This window comes from Sporolituus thermophilus DSM 23256 (assembly GCF_900102435.1).
Taxonomy (GTDB): domain Bacteria; phylum Bacillota; class Negativicutes; order Sporomusales; family Thermosinaceae; genus Thermosinus; species Thermosinus thermophilus.
Genome location: NZ_FNBU01000012.1, coordinates 1 through 17,781, shown reverse-complemented (window position 1 = coordinate 17,781; position 17,781 = coordinate 1). Strand labels below are relative to the sequence as shown.

Sequence of the window (17,781 nt, the reverse complement as noted above, 5' to 3'; positions counted from 1 at the left end):
GTTATGGGGGCGAGTCCTACTGCTCTTGGCGAAACAACATTACCCACGGAAACTGCACTCCGTGGGTTTTTATATACAAAATTACTCATTTAGCTCTTGGGCTTTAACTTTCATTACTTCGTCCCGCAGGTTGCACCAGATAGTCTGATAGAGTTCGTTATAACGCATACTGGTACGAATAGTGGCAATATCGCGGGGACGCGGTAGATCAACATCGATAATTGTCTTGATGGTTCCTGGGTGAGCGGTCATTACCATGACGCGGTCGCCCAGGCAAAGGGCTTCGTCAATACTATGAGTGATAAAAACTGTCGTTTTACGGGCAAGCTCCCAAATTCTTAGCAGTTCTTGCTGCAAAATAATGCGATTTTGTTCGTCGAGAGCGCCGAAGGGCTCATCCATCAGCAATATTTCCGGGTCGTTGGCAAAAGCACGGGCGACACTTACGCGTTGCTTCATGCCGCCCGACAATTGGCAGGGATAGGAATGGGCAAATTTGGAAAGCCCGATCATCCGGATGTATTTTTCGGCAATTTCTTCACGAAGCTTCTTGCGGATTCCCCGTATCCGCAATCCGTAACTGACGTTTTCTATCACCGTCATCCACGGGAAAATTGATTGTTCCTGGAAGACCATCGAGTTGACGGGCCGGTTGGCATCGATGGTTTTAACAATGACGTCGCCTTCACTTGCCGTTTCCAGCCCGGCTAAAATTCTGAGCAATGTCGTCTTTCCGCAGCCGCTTGGACCAACAATGCAAAAAAATTCACCTTGGCCAATGGTAAGATTAATATTGTGGAGCGCCGTTACTTTGCCGGACCGGGTATGAAATTCCTTGCTGACATTGCGAATTATGATACTGTCGCTTTCATAAGGCATTTCACCGACCTCCTGTCAGCATTGTTGTTTCCATGGCAGGACCAAACGCTCAATTAGGTCAAGTAGCAGAGAGAACAAATATCCAAGGACAGACAACATCATTAAGGCGACAAACATTTGCTCGATATCGAACATGTCGTAGGCCCGCCATATCATCCAACCCACCCCGGCCTTGGCCGCCGACAGTTCGGCGGCGACAATAAGGATAAGGGCCATGCCCATGCCAAGTTTAAGACCGGCGAATATCATCGGCAACGCGCCAGGAAAGGCAACGGTAAGATAAAAATCTTTGCGGCTGGCGCCAAAATTTTTGGCAACATCGATGTAAATTTTATCGATATTGAGTACACCGGCCATTGTGTTAATGACGACGAGGTAAAAGACGCCAATTGCTATGGTAAATATTTTGGAGGCTTCACCTAGGCCGAAAATCAGCAGGATAAGCGGCATAATTGCCAATTTCGGTATAGGGTAGGTAGCGGCAATCATTGGTTCAATAGCCGAGCGCAATATTGGTGACAGTCCCATGCTCATTCCCAAGACAATGCCGGGGATAGCCCCAGCCAGAAATCCCCAAAGGACGCGCTGAATGCTGATGAAGGTGTTATATAGCAGGTCGCCTGACAGCAGCAGGGGAAAAAAGGTTTGCAATATCAGGCTGGGGCTCGAAAACAACCGTGTATCAATTGCTTTAATCCGGGTCAGGAATTCCCACAGCAAGAGGATGGTCAGTGGCGATAGAACAGATAAGATGCGTATTATTAGGTTGCTGTGCGGCAGTTTTGCCATGCACCTCACCTCCCGGAAAATGTAAGTAAAAGTTTAAAAGTTGATTATTTATATTTACCTAATACGTTGACGGCAAAGTCAACAAAGCTGTTATCTACCGCGTCTTCCAGTTTAATATCCGACTTCAGGAGGTTGTTGGCCTTATACCATTCTAAATCCATGGCAATGCCTTTCATGCGGACATAGCCATCGGGGTTGAGTCCTGTCGGAAACATCTTATCGTACAGGGCTGGATCCTTTACTACCGAATATTTGCACAGAATATCAACGATCTCGGTTTTATTTTTGTTTTTGAAGAAAGCGTCATTATAATCACGCAGCGCTTTGACATAGGCTGTCATAAAGCGGTTAGCCACTTCGGGACGTTTCGTCATGCTGGTACCAAATACGAGCAGGGCCGTTTGCGCATCGGGATCATATTCTGATGGATCTTTCCAGGGGTCAAGAATTCCTTTAACCATTCCCTGTGTAACGAAGGGTTCAATCACCATAGCGGCATCGATACTCTTGTTGCCGAGGGATACCAGCATATCGGGGAAGGCGCGGATTACCTGTAGATCAATATCTTTGGTGGTTAGGCCGCCTTTTTGCAGGGTCCGTACGAGGGCAATTTCATCAAGGGATGCGGTGCCAACGATGGCAATTTTTCGCCCACGCAAGTCTTTATAGTCCTTTATGGTATCAACAAGGTCTTTGCGGATGACAAGGCGGTAATAACCTTTCCCGGGAACGTTAATGCCCTTGTCGGCCACAATTTTGACAGGGATGTCACGTGACATGGCATTAAATAGGCCTGATGCGGTGACGGTCGCACCGACATCTAGCTGACCGGCGGCTAACTGGTTGATCATTTCTTGACCGGAATTAAACTGAACAGGTTCGATTTTAATACCCAGGTCTTGGTAGTAACCTTTTGCCATACCAATTAAGATGCCGGCATCCGAAACTACCTGCTTCATGCCGACTTTGACGACTACCTCCTGGGGCAGGGGAGCGAGACTCGGCGCCCATGCCGGCCCTTTTTGCGGCGTTACTTGAGCGGATGGTTTTTGGCCGCAAGCCGTGATAAGCAGGGCCGCTACAATTAGGGCCACCAATGCTGCCAGTAGACGTTTCTTCATTCAAATCCCTCCTAGCCTCTTAAAAACTACTTCATACTATTCAGGATGGCGATCAGAGGTTACCATGAAGCAGGTTTTTTTCAGCAGACACCGAAATAATTATTGTAAACAGGTGAGAGGATAAAATATGGAGAAAATAATTCAGCAGATAAATGAATGGCCTTTTTTACGGCAATTGCCCGAAACGATGATGGATTTTCGGCTTGTCGTAGAACTCAAGCAGTACGGAACTCAGTACCGCATATTTACATACAGCAATCTAAACCGGCGCCGGAATTTCTCGGTTCTCTATGACCAAACTACGAAAGAGTATTTTGTGCGTCTTGTCATTGGCTTAACGGAATTTTACGATATCCGTTTTATCGCTGATGATCTCAATACGTTCGAAACCCTTTTAGCGGCCAACATGGAGCAGTCGCTGCGTAGTCTCGCCGGTTTTGACCAGACTTCACTATGTAGTGTATTTCGGGCTAAGAAAATCATCGAGTGGCCTTTTGGCGGCCAGCTCCCGGAGAAAGTAGCCGGATTTGATTTATTTATCCGTCCTACTGAGCCGGTTAGGGGGATCAACGGGTCATATATTATAATTGATTATAGCGATTTTGCCGCTGAAAGCGGTTTGCTTATCTTTTATAACATTTATCGTGATGAGTTTTTTGGCGAGCTGCGCGTGCGGCGAACGCCGCAGGTTGTAAGCGCTTTTGATGCCAAGACGCTTGCCGAGCTGGAAGAAAACATTAAAGCTAATCTCCAGATCACGCTGCAAAATTTAAGGAAGCAGCTAAATATGGAAAAGGTATCTGACTAATGCAGTTGGGGATTGGTGGTGCTACAGGACGAGGAGGCTAAAACATTGGCCAAAATACTTATTTGTGACGATTCTGCCTTTATGCGGATGATGCTGAAGAAAGTGCTCGTAGATCATGGCCACGAAGTGATAGGGGAAGCTAGTGACGGTAGACAGGCCGTTCAAATGTACCGGCAGTACCGGCCCGACCTTACGACAATGGATATAACAATGCCGAAAATGGATGGAATTGAAGCTGTCAGGCTTATTCATGAAGAAGATCCGCTCGCACGGATTATAATGGTAACGGCGGTTGGCCAGCGAAGTATTATTACGGAGGCATTAAAAGCCGGTGCGTCAGATTTTATCGTAAAGCCTTTTGTTCCTAGTCAGGTTGTGGAGACCATTAATAAAGTGTTGGTATCACGATTTTTCACAGAAACACTTGACAATAACAGCAAAAAGGGATAATATATTATCCGCAGTAAGGTTATGGCCAGCGTACATGAAAATTAGGTGTTGACAGTAACCTTCTGATTTTATATAATAACTAATGCGATTGCATCGTGGCCCCGTGGTGTAGTGGTTAACATGCCGCCCTGTCACGGCGGAGATCGTGGGTTCAAGTCCCATCGGGGTCGCCATCTTAATGCCTCGGTAGCTCAGTTGGTAGAGCAGAGGACTGAAAATCCTCGTGTCGGCAGTTCGATTCTGCCCTGAGGCACCATCGGGCGGAAGTAGCTCAGTGGTAGAGCATCGCCTTGCCAAGGCGAGGGTCGCGGGTTCGAATCCCGTTTTCCGCTCCATACTATGGCGGCATAGCCAAGTGGTAAGGCAGAGGTCTGCAAAACCTTTATTCCCCAGTTCGAATCTGGGTGCCGCCTCCAAACAGCAAAAAACTCCAGTCTACATGGGACTGGAGTTTTTTGCTATATCGGGAAATATAGATTGTGGGGGCCTGATAGGTACCCTTTTTTTGTAAATCTTTGCCCTTTCATAGAAAATAAAGGGTTTATTTAGTCTTGTTTACGTTTTATATGCATTTTGTATACACTGTTGTTTTCTACAGGAGGATTGATGAGATTTATGACGAATGAAATTATAAAAACAGAAATAAATTTCCTAAAAAAAGCAATGAGGTGATTTAATTGATTAGTGACGAAGTCAAAAAGGGCTCTACCCGGGCCGCGCACCGTTCCTTATTTTACGCTATGGGCTATACGCCGGAAGATCTGGCAAAGCCGCTTATCGGCATCGTGAACGCCCAAAACGAAATTATTCCCGGTCATATTCATCTTGATACCATCGCCGAGGCCGTCAAGCACGGCGTAATTGCTGCCGGTGGCACGCCTGTTGAATTTCCCGCCATCGGTATTTGCGACGGCATCGCCATGGGGCATGAAGGGATGAAGTACCCTCTGGCCAGTCGTGAACTGATTGCCGACAGCATCGAAGCGATGACTATTGCCCACAAATTTGACGGATTAGTACTAATTCCTAACTGCGATAAGATTGTTCCCGGCATGCTTATGGCAGCGGCGCGCCTCAACATTCCGGCCATTGTTGTCAGCGGCGGGCCGATGCTGGCCGGACGCTACAACGGCCGTGACATTAGCGTAAGTAATATGTTTGAAGCAGCCGGCCTTTATGAGTCTCAACAAATTACCGCCCAGGAACTCCATGAGATGGAGATGGCCGCTTGTCCGGGGTGTGGTTCCTGTGCCGGCATGTTTACTGCCAACACCATGAACTGTTTAACGGAAGTGTTAGGCATGGGGTTGCCGGGCAATGGCACGATTCCCGCCGCTAATTTTGGCGCGAGACGAATGCTAGCTAAAGAAGCGGGTAAACGCATAATGGAACTTGTCCGTCAGAATATCCGGCCGCGCGACATAATGACGTTGGAGGCGTTCAAAAACGCGATTACCGTGGATATGGGCATTGGCGGCTCCACTAACACCGTCCTTCACCTGCCGGCGATCGCTCATGAAGCTGGTATTACTTTAGAGTTGGAACTATTTGACCAAATCAGCGGCAAGACACCTTATATTACGAAACTTAGCCCGGGCGGAACGCACCACATCCAGGATCTGCACGAAGCAGGCGGTATTGCTGCTGTCATGAAAGAACTTAGTAAGCTGGGCCTCATTAATACGGAAATCCTGACGGTTAATGGCCGGACAGTAGGCGAAAATATTGCCAGTGCGGCAGTTAAACGGCCAGATGTCATTCGTAGTGTAGAGAACCCTTATCGTAAGACAGGCGGAATTGCTATTCTCCGTGGTAATATTGCGCTGGATGGGGCGGTTGTTAAGGAGAGTGCCGTAGCAGAGGATATGTTGCGCCACAGTGGTCCGGCGCGCGTTTTTAACTCGGAAGAGGACGCTATTGCCGCCTTAATCAACAAGCAAATTAATAAGGGCGATGTGGTTGTCATCCGGTATGAAGGCCCAAAAGGTGGCCCAGGTATGCGGGAAATGCTTAATCCGACAGCCGTAATCGCCGGTATGGGTCTTGATAAAGATGTAGCATTACTCACTGACGGCCGGTTTTCGGGTGCATCGCGCGGGGCCGCTATCGGACATATTTCGCCTGAGGCCGCCGAAGGCGGCAATCTGGCCTTGATTGAAGAAGGTGATATTATTGAGATCGACATCCCGGCGCGCAAACTGAACGTGCGGCTTAGCGACGAGGAATTGGCCCGGCGGCGCGCTGCTTGGGTCAGGCCCGAACCTAAAGTGACAAAAGGCTATCTTGCCCGGTATGCCAAATTGGTAACGTCGGCCAGCACGGGTGCTATCCTTAAATAGGATGAAGGTGGTAGAAGAATGAATACTATAGAACGGGTTGTAAAATTTTTGAGCGATTATTTTGCTCTTCTGGTTATCGCCGCCGCCGCTTTTGCGTTTACCAATCCGGCGCCTTTTAAACAAATTACCCCTCACATTCCACTGCTCCTGGGCATAGTGATGTTGGGCATGGGCCTGACGCTGACCAAAAATGACTTTGTGGCCGTATTTGAACGTCCCCGTGATGTTGTTATCGGTGTATTGCTGCAGTTTATTATTATGCCCCTGTTAGGGGTGTTGATTGCCTCCGTCATTGGTATGAACCCTGATTTAGCGGCTGGTTTTATTCTAGTCGGTTGTGTTCCGAGCGGTACGGCTTCGAATGTTATGACTTACTTGGCTAAAGGCGATGTAGCTCTATCTGTCACGGTAAGTTCCGTTACCACTCTTATTGCTCCTTTTGTCACGCCGTATCTCTTCCTTTGGTTAGGGGGCAAATATATTCCCGTTAACGCCACCGCTTTATTGATTGATATTCTGAAAATCGTCCTGCTACCTATCGTCACCGGGGTGGTCATCCGGCAAGTTTTGGGGGTCGCCGTCCAGAAATTTATTAAAGTCGTACCGATGATTTCTGTACTTGCTATCATTGCCATTGTGGCCGCTGTTGTCGCCGCCAGCGCGCAGCGCCTGGCTTCTGTAGCAGGGCTGGTCATCATTGGCGTTATGCTACATAACCTATGCGGCTATCTGTTCGCCTATATCGTAGCCCGCAAACTCTGCGGCATGAGCGAGTATAAGGCTAAGGCGATATCCTTTGAAGTAGGCATGCAAAACTCCGGTCTGGGCGCGGCATTGGCAATGGTACACTTATCACCTGTTGCCGCGCTGCCAAGCGCCATCTTCAGTGTATGGCACAACATCTCCGGGCCGGCCTTAGCTTCATGGTGGGCAAGACAGGCTGGCAAGCAGCCAATGAAAACGCCGGACGCCAAAACAGGGGCATAATTGGCCGTTTTTATCGACTGGCATTTTATCGCGCTAATCTACAAGGTGACATTATCCAAGATAATCACATTATCGCCGCTGGCAGCTTGCTAAATATTGTTTTTTAAGCTATAATTACTATTGTCCTGATATTCGCCGGGGTGGCGGAACTGGCAGACGCAAGGGACTTAAAATCCCTCGGGTGGTAACACCCGTACCGGTTCGATTCCGGTCCTCGGCACCAATGGAATTAGAGCTTCGCGGACTGGCGAAGCATTTTTGTTTTTTGGCTGTCTTTATCTTTATTATTAAGATCAACATATTGTAAATATTGGGGCGAATATATATTTGCTGTCCCAACATTCAGTTTGAAAACTAAAAAATTTACTTCCCTCTAGACAAAAAGAAAAACTTTGCTATAATAAAAACATAAGAATAACTCGAGTCAATGAAGACTCCCCTGTACGTAGTGCGGGGGAGTTTTGTCTTATTTTGTATTGACACGAGTGGCCTGTAACAAACTAAAGGCAGAGGTGAAACATGATGGTTAAGAAAGATTTACTGTATGTGGTTCCCGCGGGCAAACTCAGCAAAGACGAAATTTTAAGTCTTCTTCGGGAACATCCGGAAATTAAATTTGCTTCTTTAGTAGGTATTGACCTGGCAGGCAATGATACGGATGAAAAAATTCCCATTAAGTTTTTATTGGAAAATATGGACGACTTTTTTAACGGTACGGCTGTGCAAACAGATGGTTCTTCGGTAGTGCTGACCGGAATTGCCACTCTTAACAATGCAAAAGTTGATATGCTAGCCGATCCAAATGTCAATTGGTTTGTTGATTATAACTATGAACATATTGATGAAGAAACCGGCAAACCGGTCGGTACTTTGCGCATCCCAGCCTTCCTTGTGCATAATGGTGTGCGGGTTGACTCGCGCTCGATTTTAGCCACGGGGCTGGAATATGTAAAAAGCGAACTTATGAAATTATTCAGTAAGTATAAGCATATCCCCGGCTTAGAACATGTCAATGTCGACGAAATCGATGACATTATCTTTACGGCAGCCACTGAACTGGAATTTTGGGTTAAGACGCCGGCCAATAAAGCTCAGGTTGAGGAATTGCGCGCATCACAGGTCATGCAGGAACAATACTGGCAACGCACGCGCGGTGAAGTCCGCACCGCCATGGAACAGGCCTTATTATTGCTTGCCAATTATGGGCTTGAACCGGAAATGGGGCATAAGGAAGTCGGCGGTGTCAAGGCGAAAATTGATGAAGCAGGGCACCTCAGCCATGTTATGGAGCAGTTAGAGATTGACTGGCGCTATTCCACACCGATGCAAACCGCGGATAATGAACTGCAAGCTCGCATTGTAATCCGGGAAGTTTTCCGGGCTAATGGTCTGGATGTTACGTTTAAGGCTAAGCCCATTATTGGTGTTGCGGGTAATGGCGAACACACCCATATCGGTATGGCTGCTAAACTAAAATCGGGTAAAATTGTCAATCTTTTTGCTCCCGCAGACATGAAAAAAGACTTTTTAAGCGCCATTGGCTATGGAGCCATCATGGGGCTACTGAAGAACTATGAGGTAGTTAATCCTTTCGTTTCGGCGACCAATGACTCTTTAAACCGGCTCAAGCCTGGCTTTGAGGCGCCGGTATGCATTGTGACTTCGCTTGGTCATTCGCCGGAAGTGCCGTCGCGTAACCGGACCATTCTCGCCGGCCTCGTCCGCGACGTTACTAATCCGCTGGCTACTCGTTTTGAAGTGCGGTCACCCAACCCTTACACTAATACGTATATTGCCATTGCTGCTTTTTACATCACCATGCTGGATGGAATCAAGGCCGCTCTGGAATCGGGCAGAACGCTGAAAGAACTGGAAGCCGAACTTTCAAAAGATGCAGGTGTACCTGGTTTTTATCTTGAGACTGATCGGGCGTATCGTAGTGAGCATGACGTCTTTGACGATTATTCGCCGGAAGAGCGCGACCGTCTCTTTGGTAAACCGCCTGCCACTGTCTGGGAAAATATGCAAAACCTGACTAAGTATCCGGAGAAGTTAGCGGTTCTTAAGGCAAGCAACGCTTTCCGTCAGGAAATTATCGACGCTTTCAAGGCAGGCGCCTTGCTGCGGTGGCGGACTGAGCTTATCAACCGCATAATTCCGGAGAACCTTGAAATCGTTAAGGAATGCAAATGTCTTCACGATGCGGCCAATGCCAGTGATTATGACATGTATATGTGGGAAAAAATCAATAGCCTGCGGGTATATCTGGCCAAAGATTCTATGGCCCACAAGTCACTATTTAGTCGCATAAAAGAAGCTATCCAAGCCGGCGATTACGCTACTGCCTCCGATCTTCAGATCGAGATGTCCGAGCGGATGGTCGAGTTGCAAAACCTCTACTCCCAATACAAAAAAAATATGATTCATGACTGCTAATAAAATTTAGCATCCAGATAAACAATAAAAACTGACCGTCTGTTTTGGCGGTCAGTTTTTATTGTTTTCGAAAGGGATTATTAGTCAATAAGGTTAATTGTATAAAAGCAAGAGGTGATGTCTACTGCAGCATTTACTTTTTTTGTATCCCTTTTTTCGCAAGATATGGCGGCGCTATTGTTTGGGCATTATCTTTTTAATGGTTGCCGATATCCTGCAACTATATATTCCCCGCCTAATTGGCAACGCTATCGATCATCTTGCTACCACAGACAACGCTTTAAACCGTGACCTCATACTGCTGGGAGTCGTTACGGCCGCTATTGCCTTGGTTCGGTATTTGTACCGGGAAGGAATTATGGGTAGCGCCCGGCTTTTAGAATTTTACCTGCGCGAACAGTTGTACCAGCATGCTTTGCGTTTACCGATGGATTATTATGACCGGCACGGACCGGCGCAGATTATGGCGTTGACTACCAACGACATTTCCGCAGTCCGGGTTGCCGTTGGGCTTGGCAGCATGTTGTTCGTTGATGCTGTTATTATGGGGCTGGTGTCGCTCTTGGTCATGGGGAGCCAAATCCATTGGGGGTTAACTGTATTGGCCGTTCTACCGCTGCCAGTGATTTTAGTATTGGCTACCTGGATGGGCGATACTGTACACCGGCGGTTTCGGGCCGTTCAGGAACAGTTTGCCGCCTTGACGGCGTTTTCCCAGGAAATATTTTCCGGACTGCAGGTTATTAAAGGTTTTGCCGCGGAGCAGAGGGCGGCGGCAAAATTTAAAGCCGAGAGCGAAAAGGCGATGGCCAGTAACATGGCTATGGCGAAGTTACAGGCGGCGTATATACCGCTTACCCATCTGGCGCCGCTTGTGAGTTATGCCATAGCCCTGTATGTCGGTGGTTTACTGCTTATCGAAGGTACAATTACTGTTGGCGATTTTACCGCCTTTATTGGCTATTTAGGGCTTATTATCTGGCCGGTCATGGGACTTGGCTATTTGATTAACATTATCCAGCGCGGCACGGCGTCGCTAACCCGTCTGGCCAATATTCTGACAGAACGGACGGACGAATGTTACGCCGAAGCATCAATACCTGATTTGCGTAATAGTGCCATTGAAATCGTAAATTTATCATTCCGGTATAGATTATCGGAAAAACCGGCCTTGCAAAAGTTTTCGTTAACGGTGCCGCCTGGCAAGACGGTTGGTATTGTCGGTCCTACCGGCGCCGGTAAATCTACATTACTCAAACTGCTTCTCCGCCTATACGAACCGCCGGTTGGCACCATTTATATCGGCGGCCGGGAAATACATGAAATAGACTGTTTTGGTTTACGGCAGGCTTTCGGCTATGTTCCTCAGGAAAACATTCTTTTCGCCCGGACGGTAGGGGACAATATCGGCTTTGATAAGGCTTATTCGCGAACAGAGATTGAGGATGCGGCCAGGAAAGCTATTGTAAAAGAGGCGATTGATAAAAAAATTTTCGGGTTCGAAACACTGTTAGCAGAAAGAGGAAGAGTTCTTTCTGGCGGGCAGCAACAGCGTATCAGTATTGCCCGAGCCCTTATTAAAAAGCCGCCGGTATTGCTGCTTGACGATATTTTTTCCGCCCTTGATTACCAGACCCAGGCCGAACTGCTCGCTAATTTACGGGAAACAATTCAAGGTTGCACCACTATCCTGGTCTCTCAACGGGTTAAGGTGGTAAAAGATGCCGATTTAATTGTCGTCATTGATAAAGGTTGCATAGTGGAACAAGGTACCCATCACGAGTTGGTTGCCAGAAATGGGCTATACCGCCGGCTTTATGAACAACAAACCGATTTCGGTGATATGGAATGAGCATGTACTTTCGCGGAAAAGACTATGATACTACTGACAGCGCCCGGCGAATTGACGAAAGAATGCTCCGGCTACTGTGGCTTTATGCCCGGCCGTTCAAAGGTCTGTTTGCGGCGGCGCTGCTGGTAATGCTGTTAGGAACGGCCGCCGACCTTGTCCGCCCCTATTTATTAAAAATAGCTATTGATGAACAGGTTGCCGTTAAGGACGCGGCAGGTCTTATGCGTACTGCCGGCATCTATGTGGCTACCATTGTTTCCGGTGCCGTGCTAGCATATGGACAAGCTTATCTTCTTCAGTATATTGGGCAGCGTATTATTTTTGATGTCCGTCAAAAAGTTTTTACCAGATTGACCGGACAGCCATACCGGGAGGCGGCGGAACAACCGGTAGGCCGGATGGTGACAAGGGTTACTAATGACATAGAAGCCCTCCGTGATCTATATACCGATGTATTAGTGGCATTTGCCGGCGATAGTATCATTCTGACCGGCATCGTTATCGCCATGTTGGTAATGGATTGGCAAATGGCCTTAATATCTTTTGCGGTTGTTCCCTTGATGGTTGTTATGGCAGCAACTTATCAAAAGTATGCCCGTCAGGCCTATCGTCTAGTTCGTGAACGGACAGCCGCCATTAATACCTTCATTCAGGAAACATTAAACGGTATCCTCGCCGTCAAGGGCTTTGCCCGCTTTAACCGGACAGAACAGGAATACGCCGCCCTGAACCGGGATTACCTGGGGGCGGGGCTAAAAGAAATGCGAACCTTTGCAATATTTCGGCCATTAGTAGAAGTTATATATACTATTGCAATTATTTTGGTACTGTGGTCGAGCGGTTGGCAAAAGGCAGGAAGCATTGATGTTGGCGTGGTTATTGCTTTTTTACGGTATGTGGAAAAATTTTTTTGGCCAATTAAAGATTTGGCGGAAAAGTATAATCTGCTGCAGTCGGCGATTGCCGCTGCCGAACGGGTATATGACCTACTTACCGACGCAGCGCCGGCCGAGGGTCAAGACCAATACAAATATACGCGCGACTTGGCCTTTACCGGGCGCATTGCTTTTGAAAACGTCTGGTTTGCCTATCAGGAGCAGGAGTGGGTGTTGCGCGGTCTCTCTTTTGAAATCATGCCGGGCGAATTTGTCGGTATTGCCGGTCTGTCGGGATCGGGGAAAACAACCGTCCTGCGGCTACTGCTGCGGTTTTATGAACCGCAGCGCGGACGGATTACCATTGACGGCATTGATATTAAAGATATACATCCCCGTCTGCTGCGCAAGAAAATTGGAGCGGTATTTCAGGATGTGCATGTCTTTAAAGGGACGGTGGCCGACAACATCAGTCTATATGATCCGGCCATGACGACGGAGCAGATTGTTTGGGCGGCGAAGATGGCCAACTTGGACCGTTTTGTGCGGGAGCTGCCGCACCACTATAATACCGAAGTAGGTTACCAAGGGGCGCTGCTATCCGCAGGGCAGCGGCAGTTGTTATCTTTGGCCCGGGCATTAGCCGTCCAGCCTGATATTTTGGTTTTAGATGAAGCGACATCGAGCGTTGACAGCCAAACCGAGGCTATGATTCAAAACGCTCTTGAAAAGATTGGGCAAAAGCGCAGTATGCTGGTTATTGCCCATCGTCTTTCGACAATCGAGCGGGCCGATAAAATTCTCATTTTACACAAAGGCCGGGTTGTCGAAGAGGGGACCCACGAAACGTTAATGGCCAGGCGTGGTTTTTATTATCGGCTTTATTGCAGCCAGTAGTTTTTTGGCAGGCTATGTCTATTAACTATCCGTTTTGATGCCGGTTTTATGAACAAAATGCTGTAAGCTCTTGTCAAAACAACCAAAATTCGTAAAATTATAAGTAGATATTCTTCTTTCCAGGGGGATACGCTGTGGTAAAAGGTACGAGCAAACGGGCTTATCACAAAAATGATGTCAGTAATCTCAACCGTACCGCCCTAATTATCGGCGGGGTAATGGCCGCCGCTATCTTGTTTACCATGGTTGTTTCCTTCGTCATGTAGAATACCTGCTTTTCTTACTACACCGGCAACGGTGTTATTTTTTTGCAGGAATTAGACGGTTAATGGCAAATAATTATTTGTACCAAATTAATGTTTAGGAGGATTATCATGGAAGTAAAGACTGATATGCTGGATAAAGGCGCAATCTTGCAAAGAGATAACGAAACCTATGCTATTGCTCCCCACATACCGGGTGGCATTATTTTAGATCCTAATCTTTTGCGCAAATTAGCCGACGTAGCGGAAAAATACGGGGCGAAAGCGCTCAAGGTAACGTCGGCGCAGCGGATTGCCATTGTTGGGATTGAGCCGGATAAAATTGACGCCGCCTGGTCAGAACTCGGCATGAGCAAAGGTCATGCGGTAGGGTTATGTGTGCGGAGTGTGAAAATCTGTCCGGCTACCCATTTCTGCAAGCGGGCGCAGCAGGACGCGGTAACGCTTGGACTTGCCTTGGACGAGCGTTACCATGGTATGAACCTTCCCTCAAAGTTTAAAATCGGCGTTAGCGGTTGTATGAATTCCTGTGCCGAACCGGCGATCAAAGACCTGGGGATTATCGGAACGCCTAAGGGCTACCATATCCTAATTGGCGGCAACGCGGGCATAAAACCCCGGCTGGCAAATCTGTTGGCTGAACATGTAGCGCCGGACGCTGTTTTGCCATTAGTTGATAGAATTATTACATATTATAAAGAAAATGCTCGTAACTATGAACGTATGGGTATGATGATTGACCGTCTCGGCTTTGAGAAGGTAAAACAAGATATTTTGGGCTAGTTGGATTAATTGCCAATTGGGGGGTATACTCACAATAAGGTAAAATGAAGGGGGCGAGAAGAATGGACTGGGTCAATGAAACAATTGAGCGTATTGCGCAGTGGGGTAAGGGCGAACAGGGTGTTACGCGTCTGGCTTATACTACCGCTGATCTTCAGGCGAGGGAATACATAATGGGGTTGATGCGTGAAGCAGGGTTGGTTGTACGGGTGGACCAGATTGGTAACGTTATCGGCCGTATGGATGGCACTGCCCCCAATGCTCCCGCTGTTGTTACCGGTTCCCACCTTGATACCGTCCCCGAAGGCGGTAAATACGATGGAGTTGTCGGCGTCGTAGGGGGGCTTGCCGCTATTAAAGAATTAAAAGCACGCGGGCCTCTTACTCATCCCGTGGAGCTGATTATTTTTGCTGCCGAGGAATCGAGCCGGTTCGGGTTCGCCACCATGGGCAGCAAGGCAATGGTTGGCGCCGCTAATCTATTGGCCTGGAGCAAAGCGCGGGATCAGGAAGGGAATAGTTTTCCCGACGTACTGAAACGCTGCGGGCTGGATTTTGAAGCGTTGTCTGGCGTTAGCCGGTCGCCAGGCGAGATTAAAGCTTTTGTGGAACTGCATATCGAACAGGGGCCTGTTCTTGAAAAAGAGGGTGTCCAAATTGGCATTGTCGGCGCTATTGCTGCGCCGACCAGGTTAAAAATAACTATTAAAGGAACGGCCGCCCATTCCGGTACTACCCCAATGGATCAGCGCCAGGACGCGCTGGTTAGTGCTGCCATGGTGATACTAGCCGTCCAGGAGGTTGCGTCAGAACAATCCCATAAGGGCACAGTAGGAACTGTCGGCGCCATCAAGGTTTATCCGAATGTCATGAACGTTATTCCCGGGCGGGTTGAGATGTGGGTGGATATCCGGGGTGTTGATCATGAAAGTATCATCGAGACTTTACAAGACATCAAGGATGCGGTTAGTACCATTGCCGAGGCGCAGGAAACACCTGTGGCTATCGAAGTTTTATCTTCTGATAAACCCGTTCAGCTTCATTCCGATGTTATTGAAGTCATCGAGACTGCTTGCCGCAAGCTAGGCGTTTCTTACCGGCATATCAATAGTGGCGCGGGTCATGATGCCATGAATATAGCCCAAATCGCTCCGTCCGGCATGATTTTCATTCCTTGCGCTAACGGCATTAGCCATAATCCGGATGAGTACGCTTCTCCCCAGGATATTGAGGCAGGCATCCGTGTATTGACGGAAGTCCTCTATGAATTGGCAAAGTAGGTGTTTTATTGCAAATCGATGTATGTTTTACGCCAGATGATTATCTAGCGTCTTCTGCTAGTGTTGTCGTTGTTATTGATGTTTTACGCGCCACAACATCCATTGCCACGGCTTTTGCCAATGGCTGCCGGAAGCTAGTCCCCGCGGCGACGGTCGCAGAGGCCGTTGCTTTAAAGCAGGATCGTTTTCCTGACGCATTACTGGCGGGTGAAAGAAAAGGGCTTATAATACCTGGCTTTCAGCTTGGCAATTCCCCGTTTGAGTATGTACGCAATATAGTGGATGGTAAAACGATTATTATGACGACGACAAACGGAACTAGGGCGCTGAACTTTGCGCGCAATGCCGCCGCCGTTTTTACGGCAGGATTTGTCAATGCTACGGCTGTATGTGAGTGTTTGGCCAACATGGGGCGGGATGTTGTATTTCTCTGCGCCGGTACGGAAGGACGTTTTTCCATAGAGGACGTCCTCTGTGCCGGTCTGCTTGTTCGCTGTTGCGGTTTATCGGCCACTCTTAGTGATAAAGCTCTTGCCGCCCGTGCCATGTACGAGGGGGTTCGCTCCGAGCTGCTTGAAACGGTGATGGCTTCGTCGCACGGGCGTTATTTACGTGAAATCGGTTTTGCCGATGATGTGGCTTTTTGTCTCCGGCACGATATTTTTGCGGTAGTTCCCCAATATTGTGATGGCATTATTACAATAGCCTGAATAAGCCGGCCGATTATCTGGCCGGTTTTTTTGTTAAAATTACCGTTTGTTAATTATGTAAACAATATGGTACAATGGGGGGAGCAAGAGGGGAAAGGAGATGAATTGTGAAGAAAGCTGCAGTTATCACTTTGATGGCGTTGACCATCAATATGTTTTCTCCTGTATTGCCGCAGGTACATGCTGCTTTTCTTGAGGACAAGCTCGCAGAAGTTGTCACTGCCGACCCCAATATGGTACGGGTGCAAGAATTGCTGAGAGTAAAGAAGGATTTAGAACAAGGCAAGAAAGAAGCGTTGTGGGATTTACTCGCCAAAACAGCCTTGGAAAAAGCAAGTCAATCGAAAGAAGCGGGTGCAGTTATCGCCTCTGCCGCGAACAGGAACCTAAATAAGGATGTTGAAACCGCCCTTCGGCAAGAAGTCGAGCAAACTTTAGGCGCCCGTCTGGTTTCTTATGAAAAGGAATTGGCCGTTATCTCCATGCTGTTTAATCTTAATAATGTTCTGGCGCCGCAAAGTGTGCGCACTAATAATTCTCTAATGGGAGCGCCACAAAACTATAAGCGTGTCCTGGATATGACGGCTACCGCTTATGCCCCCGGTCCGCTGGATAACGGCAAATGGGGAGATAAGACCTATATGGGCGGCAAAGTGCGCAAAGGCGTTGCCGCGGTTGACCCTAATGTAATCCCTATGGGGACCCGGCTTTGGGTGGAAGGCTATGGTGAAGCGATTGCCGAGGACCAAGGTAGTGCCATTAAAGGTAACCGTATCGACCTGGCTTTCAATACGCGGAGTGAAGCCCTTGACTATGGCATTAAAAAAGTAAAAGTGTACGTACTTGAATAAGGGGATCGGGTTATCCGATCCTTTTTCATTGGGTGGCTTACCAAGCACCGTTTTTTTACGCATATATTGCCATAGCTATGGTTTATACGACGACTAGCTCACGGTTTGGAATAAATTTCCATTTTTTGATTGTGTTAGTGTAAAATTACTGTAGGATTTTTGAGGAAGAAAAAAGAAGAAGACATCACCATCCTTCGACGGGATGAGTAATCCAAAAAGATTACCCAGGGGTGATGTCTTCATGACAGTATTTATTCGATATATCAAAGAGGTTATCCTTTCGAAGTTGGAAGAAGACGAGAAAGAATTTGAGCGTTTATTGTATGAGATGGATTTTCAGAAATTTGAGCGGCTGTTACAAAATAAACTACATGACGTAGGGCGCACGATCGTCAAGGCGGTTTTAGAAAAAATGGACCAGCTGATCAAACAAGATAAGATGCTTCGTCCTGGCTGGGTAG

Annotated in this window: 15 protein-coding genes, 5 tRNA genes and 1 pseudogene; 18 read left to right on the top strand and 3 right to left on the bottom strand. The window is 47.8% G+C overall.

The genetic code is table 11. From position 1 onward, the window contains the following. Positions 1-81 precede the first annotated feature (81 nt). From BLQ99_RS08350 to BLQ99_RS08340, 3 genes are read right to left on the bottom strand one after another with little or no spacing between them, the layout of a single operon-like run. A complete protein-coding gene (locus BLQ99_RS08350; RefSeq protein WP_093689981.1) occupies positions 82-879 on the bottom strand; it encodes an ABC transporter ATP-binding protein in 798 nt (265 codons plus the stop codon). Positions 880-894: 15 nt separating this feature from the next. Beyond that, positions 895-1,668, bottom strand: a complete 774-nt coding sequence (locus tag BLQ99_RS08345; protein ID WP_093689979.1) for an ABC transporter permease — start codon at positions 1,666-1,668, stop codon at positions 895-897. A gap of 44 nt (positions 1,669-1,712) precedes the next feature. After that, positions 1,713-2,789, bottom strand: a complete 1,077-nt coding sequence (locus BLQ99_RS08340) for an ABC transporter substrate-binding protein (RefSeq protein ID WP_093689977.1) — start codon at positions 2,787-2,789, stop codon at positions 1,713-1,715. A 127-nt stretch (positions 2,790-2,916) separates the two neighbouring features. Between BLQ99_RS08340 and BLQ99_RS08335 the strand changes: the two genes are divergently transcribed. The 18 genes and pseudogenes from BLQ99_RS08335 to BLQ99_RS08250 all read left to right on the top strand — a co-directional run. Continuing rightward, positions 2,917-3,597 carry a hypothetical protein gene (locus BLQ99_RS08335; RefSeq protein WP_093689975.1) on the top strand — a complete coding sequence of 227 codons (681 nt, stop codon included), beginning with the start codon at positions 2,917-2,919 and terminating at the stop codon, positions 3,595-3,597. 45 nt (positions 3,598-3,642) lie between these two features. Further along, a complete protein-coding gene (locus BLQ99_RS08330; RefSeq protein ID WP_093689973.1) occupies positions 3,643-4,047 on the top strand; it encodes a response regulator in 405 nt (134 codons plus the stop codon). A gap of 97 nt (positions 4,048-4,144) precedes the next feature. Continuing rightward, positions 4,145-4,220: transfer RNA gene (locus tag BLQ99_RS08325), tRNA-Asp, on the top strand. A gap of 7 nt (positions 4,221-4,227) precedes the next feature. Continuing rightward, positions 4,228-4,303 (top strand) — tRNA-Phe (locus tag BLQ99_RS08320). Positions 4,304-4,307: 4 nt separating this feature from the next. Then, a tRNA-Gly gene (locus BLQ99_RS08315) sits at positions 4,308-4,382 on the top strand. Positions 4,383-4,388: 6 nt separating this feature from the next. Beyond that, positions 4,389-4,463: transfer RNA gene (locus tag BLQ99_RS08310), tRNA-Cys, on the top strand. A 261-nt stretch (positions 4,464-4,724) separates the two neighbouring features. Next, a complete protein-coding gene (gene ilvD, locus BLQ99_RS08305) occupies positions 4,725-6,386 on the top strand; it encodes a dihydroxy-acid dehydratase (protein WP_093689971.1) in 1,662 nt (553 codons plus the stop codon). 18 nt (positions 6,387-6,404) lie between these two features. Continuing rightward, positions 6,405-7,373: a bile acid:sodium symporter family protein gene (locus BLQ99_RS08300; RefSeq protein WP_093689969.1), complete on the top strand. Its 969-nt coding sequence runs from the start codon at positions 6,405-6,407 to the stop codon at positions 7,371-7,373. Positions 7,374-7,507: 134 nt separating this feature from the next. Next, positions 7,508-7,596 (top strand) — tRNA-Leu (locus BLQ99_RS08295). A gap of 299 nt (positions 7,597-7,895) precedes the next feature. Further along, entirely contained in the window at positions 7,896-9,809 is a 1,914-nt protein-coding gene (locus BLQ99_RS08290; protein ID WP_093689967.1) for a type I glutamate--ammonia ligase, read from the top strand. Between the two features lie 181 nt (positions 9,810-9,990). Then, the gene (locus BLQ99_RS08285; RefSeq protein ID WP_245690379.1) at positions 9,991-11,661 is read left to right on the top strand and encodes an ABC transporter ATP-binding protein; all 1,671 of its coding nucleotides are present in this window, start codon (positions 9,991-9,993) and stop codon (positions 11,659-11,661) included. Continuing rightward, positions 11,658-13,433, top strand: coding sequence for an ABC transporter ATP-binding protein (locus BLQ99_RS08280; RefSeq protein WP_093689963.1), 1,776 nt, complete (start codon positions 11,658-11,660; stop codon positions 13,431-13,433). Before BLQ99_RS08285 ends, BLQ99_RS08280 begins: the two co-directional genes overlap by 4 nt. A 134-nt stretch (positions 13,434-13,567) precedes the next feature. Further along, positions 13,568-13,699 carry a DUF2970 domain-containing protein gene (locus tag BLQ99_RS08275; protein ID WP_093689961.1) on the top strand — a complete coding sequence of 44 codons (132 nt, stop codon included), beginning with the start codon at positions 13,568-13,570 and terminating at the stop codon, positions 13,697-13,699. Between the two features lie 108 nt (positions 13,700-13,807). Then, positions 13,808-14,479, top strand: coding sequence for a nitrite/sulfite reductase domain-containing protein (locus BLQ99_RS08270; protein ID WP_093689959.1), 672 nt, complete (start codon positions 13,808-13,810; stop codon positions 14,477-14,479). Between the two features lie 62 nt (positions 14,480-14,541). Then, positions 14,542-15,759 carry a Zn-dependent hydrolase gene (locus BLQ99_RS08265; RefSeq protein ID WP_093689957.1) on the top strand — a complete coding sequence of 406 codons (1,218 nt, stop codon included), beginning with the start codon at positions 14,542-14,544 and terminating at the stop codon, positions 15,757-15,759. Positions 15,760-15,767: 8 nt separating this feature from the next. Then, entirely contained in the window at positions 15,768-16,469 is a 702-nt protein-coding gene (locus tag BLQ99_RS08260) for a 2-phosphosulfolactate phosphatase (protein ID WP_171904637.1), read from the top strand. A 107-nt stretch (positions 16,470-16,576) separates the two neighbouring features. After that, positions 16,577-17,320, top strand: a complete 744-nt coding sequence (locus tag BLQ99_RS15290; protein ID WP_281240879.1) for a 3D domain-containing protein — start codon at positions 16,577-16,579, stop codon at positions 17,318-17,320. A 241-nt stretch (positions 17,321-17,561) separates the two neighbouring features. Continuing rightward, positions 17,562-17,781 (top strand): annotated as a pseudogene (locus BLQ99_RS08250) (ISLre2 family transposase); the annotation flags it as partial.

Excerpts from the sequence above, each read along its gene's own strand:
- BLQ99_RS08350 (WP_093689981.1), bottom strand. The coding sequence starts at position 879 with ATGCCTTATGAAAGCGACAGTATCATAATTCGCAATGTCAGCAAGGAA.
- BLQ99_RS08345 (WP_093689979.1), bottom strand. The coding sequence starts at position 1,668 with ATGGCAAAACTGCCGCACAGCAACCTAATAATACGCATCTTATCTGTT.
- BLQ99_RS08340 (WP_093689977.1), bottom strand. The coding sequence starts at position 2,789 with ATGAAGAAACGTCTACTGGCAGCATTGGTGGCCCTAATTGTAGCGGCC.
- BLQ99_RS08335 (WP_093689975.1), top strand. The coding sequence starts at position 2,917 with ATGGAGAAAATAATTCAGCAGATAAATGAATGGCCTTTTTTACGGCAA.
- BLQ99_RS08300 (WP_093689969.1), top strand. The coding sequence starts at position 6,405 with ATGAATACTATAGAACGGGTTGTAAAATTTTTGAGCGATTATTTTGCT.
- BLQ99_RS08290 (WP_093689967.1), top strand. The coding sequence starts at position 7,896 with ATGGTTAAGAAAGATTTACTGTATGTGGTTCCCGCGGGCAAACTCAGC.
- BLQ99_RS08280 (WP_093689963.1), top strand. The coding sequence starts at position 11,658 with ATGAGCATGTACTTTCGCGGAAAAGACTATGATACTACTGACAGCGCC.
- BLQ99_RS08270 (WP_093689959.1), top strand. The coding sequence starts at position 13,808 with ATGGAAGTAAAGACTGATATGCTGGATAAAGGCGCAATCTTGCAAAGA.
- BLQ99_RS08265 (WP_093689957.1), top strand. The coding sequence starts at position 14,542 with ATGGACTGGGTCAATGAAACAATTGAGCGTATTGCGCAGTGGGGTAAG.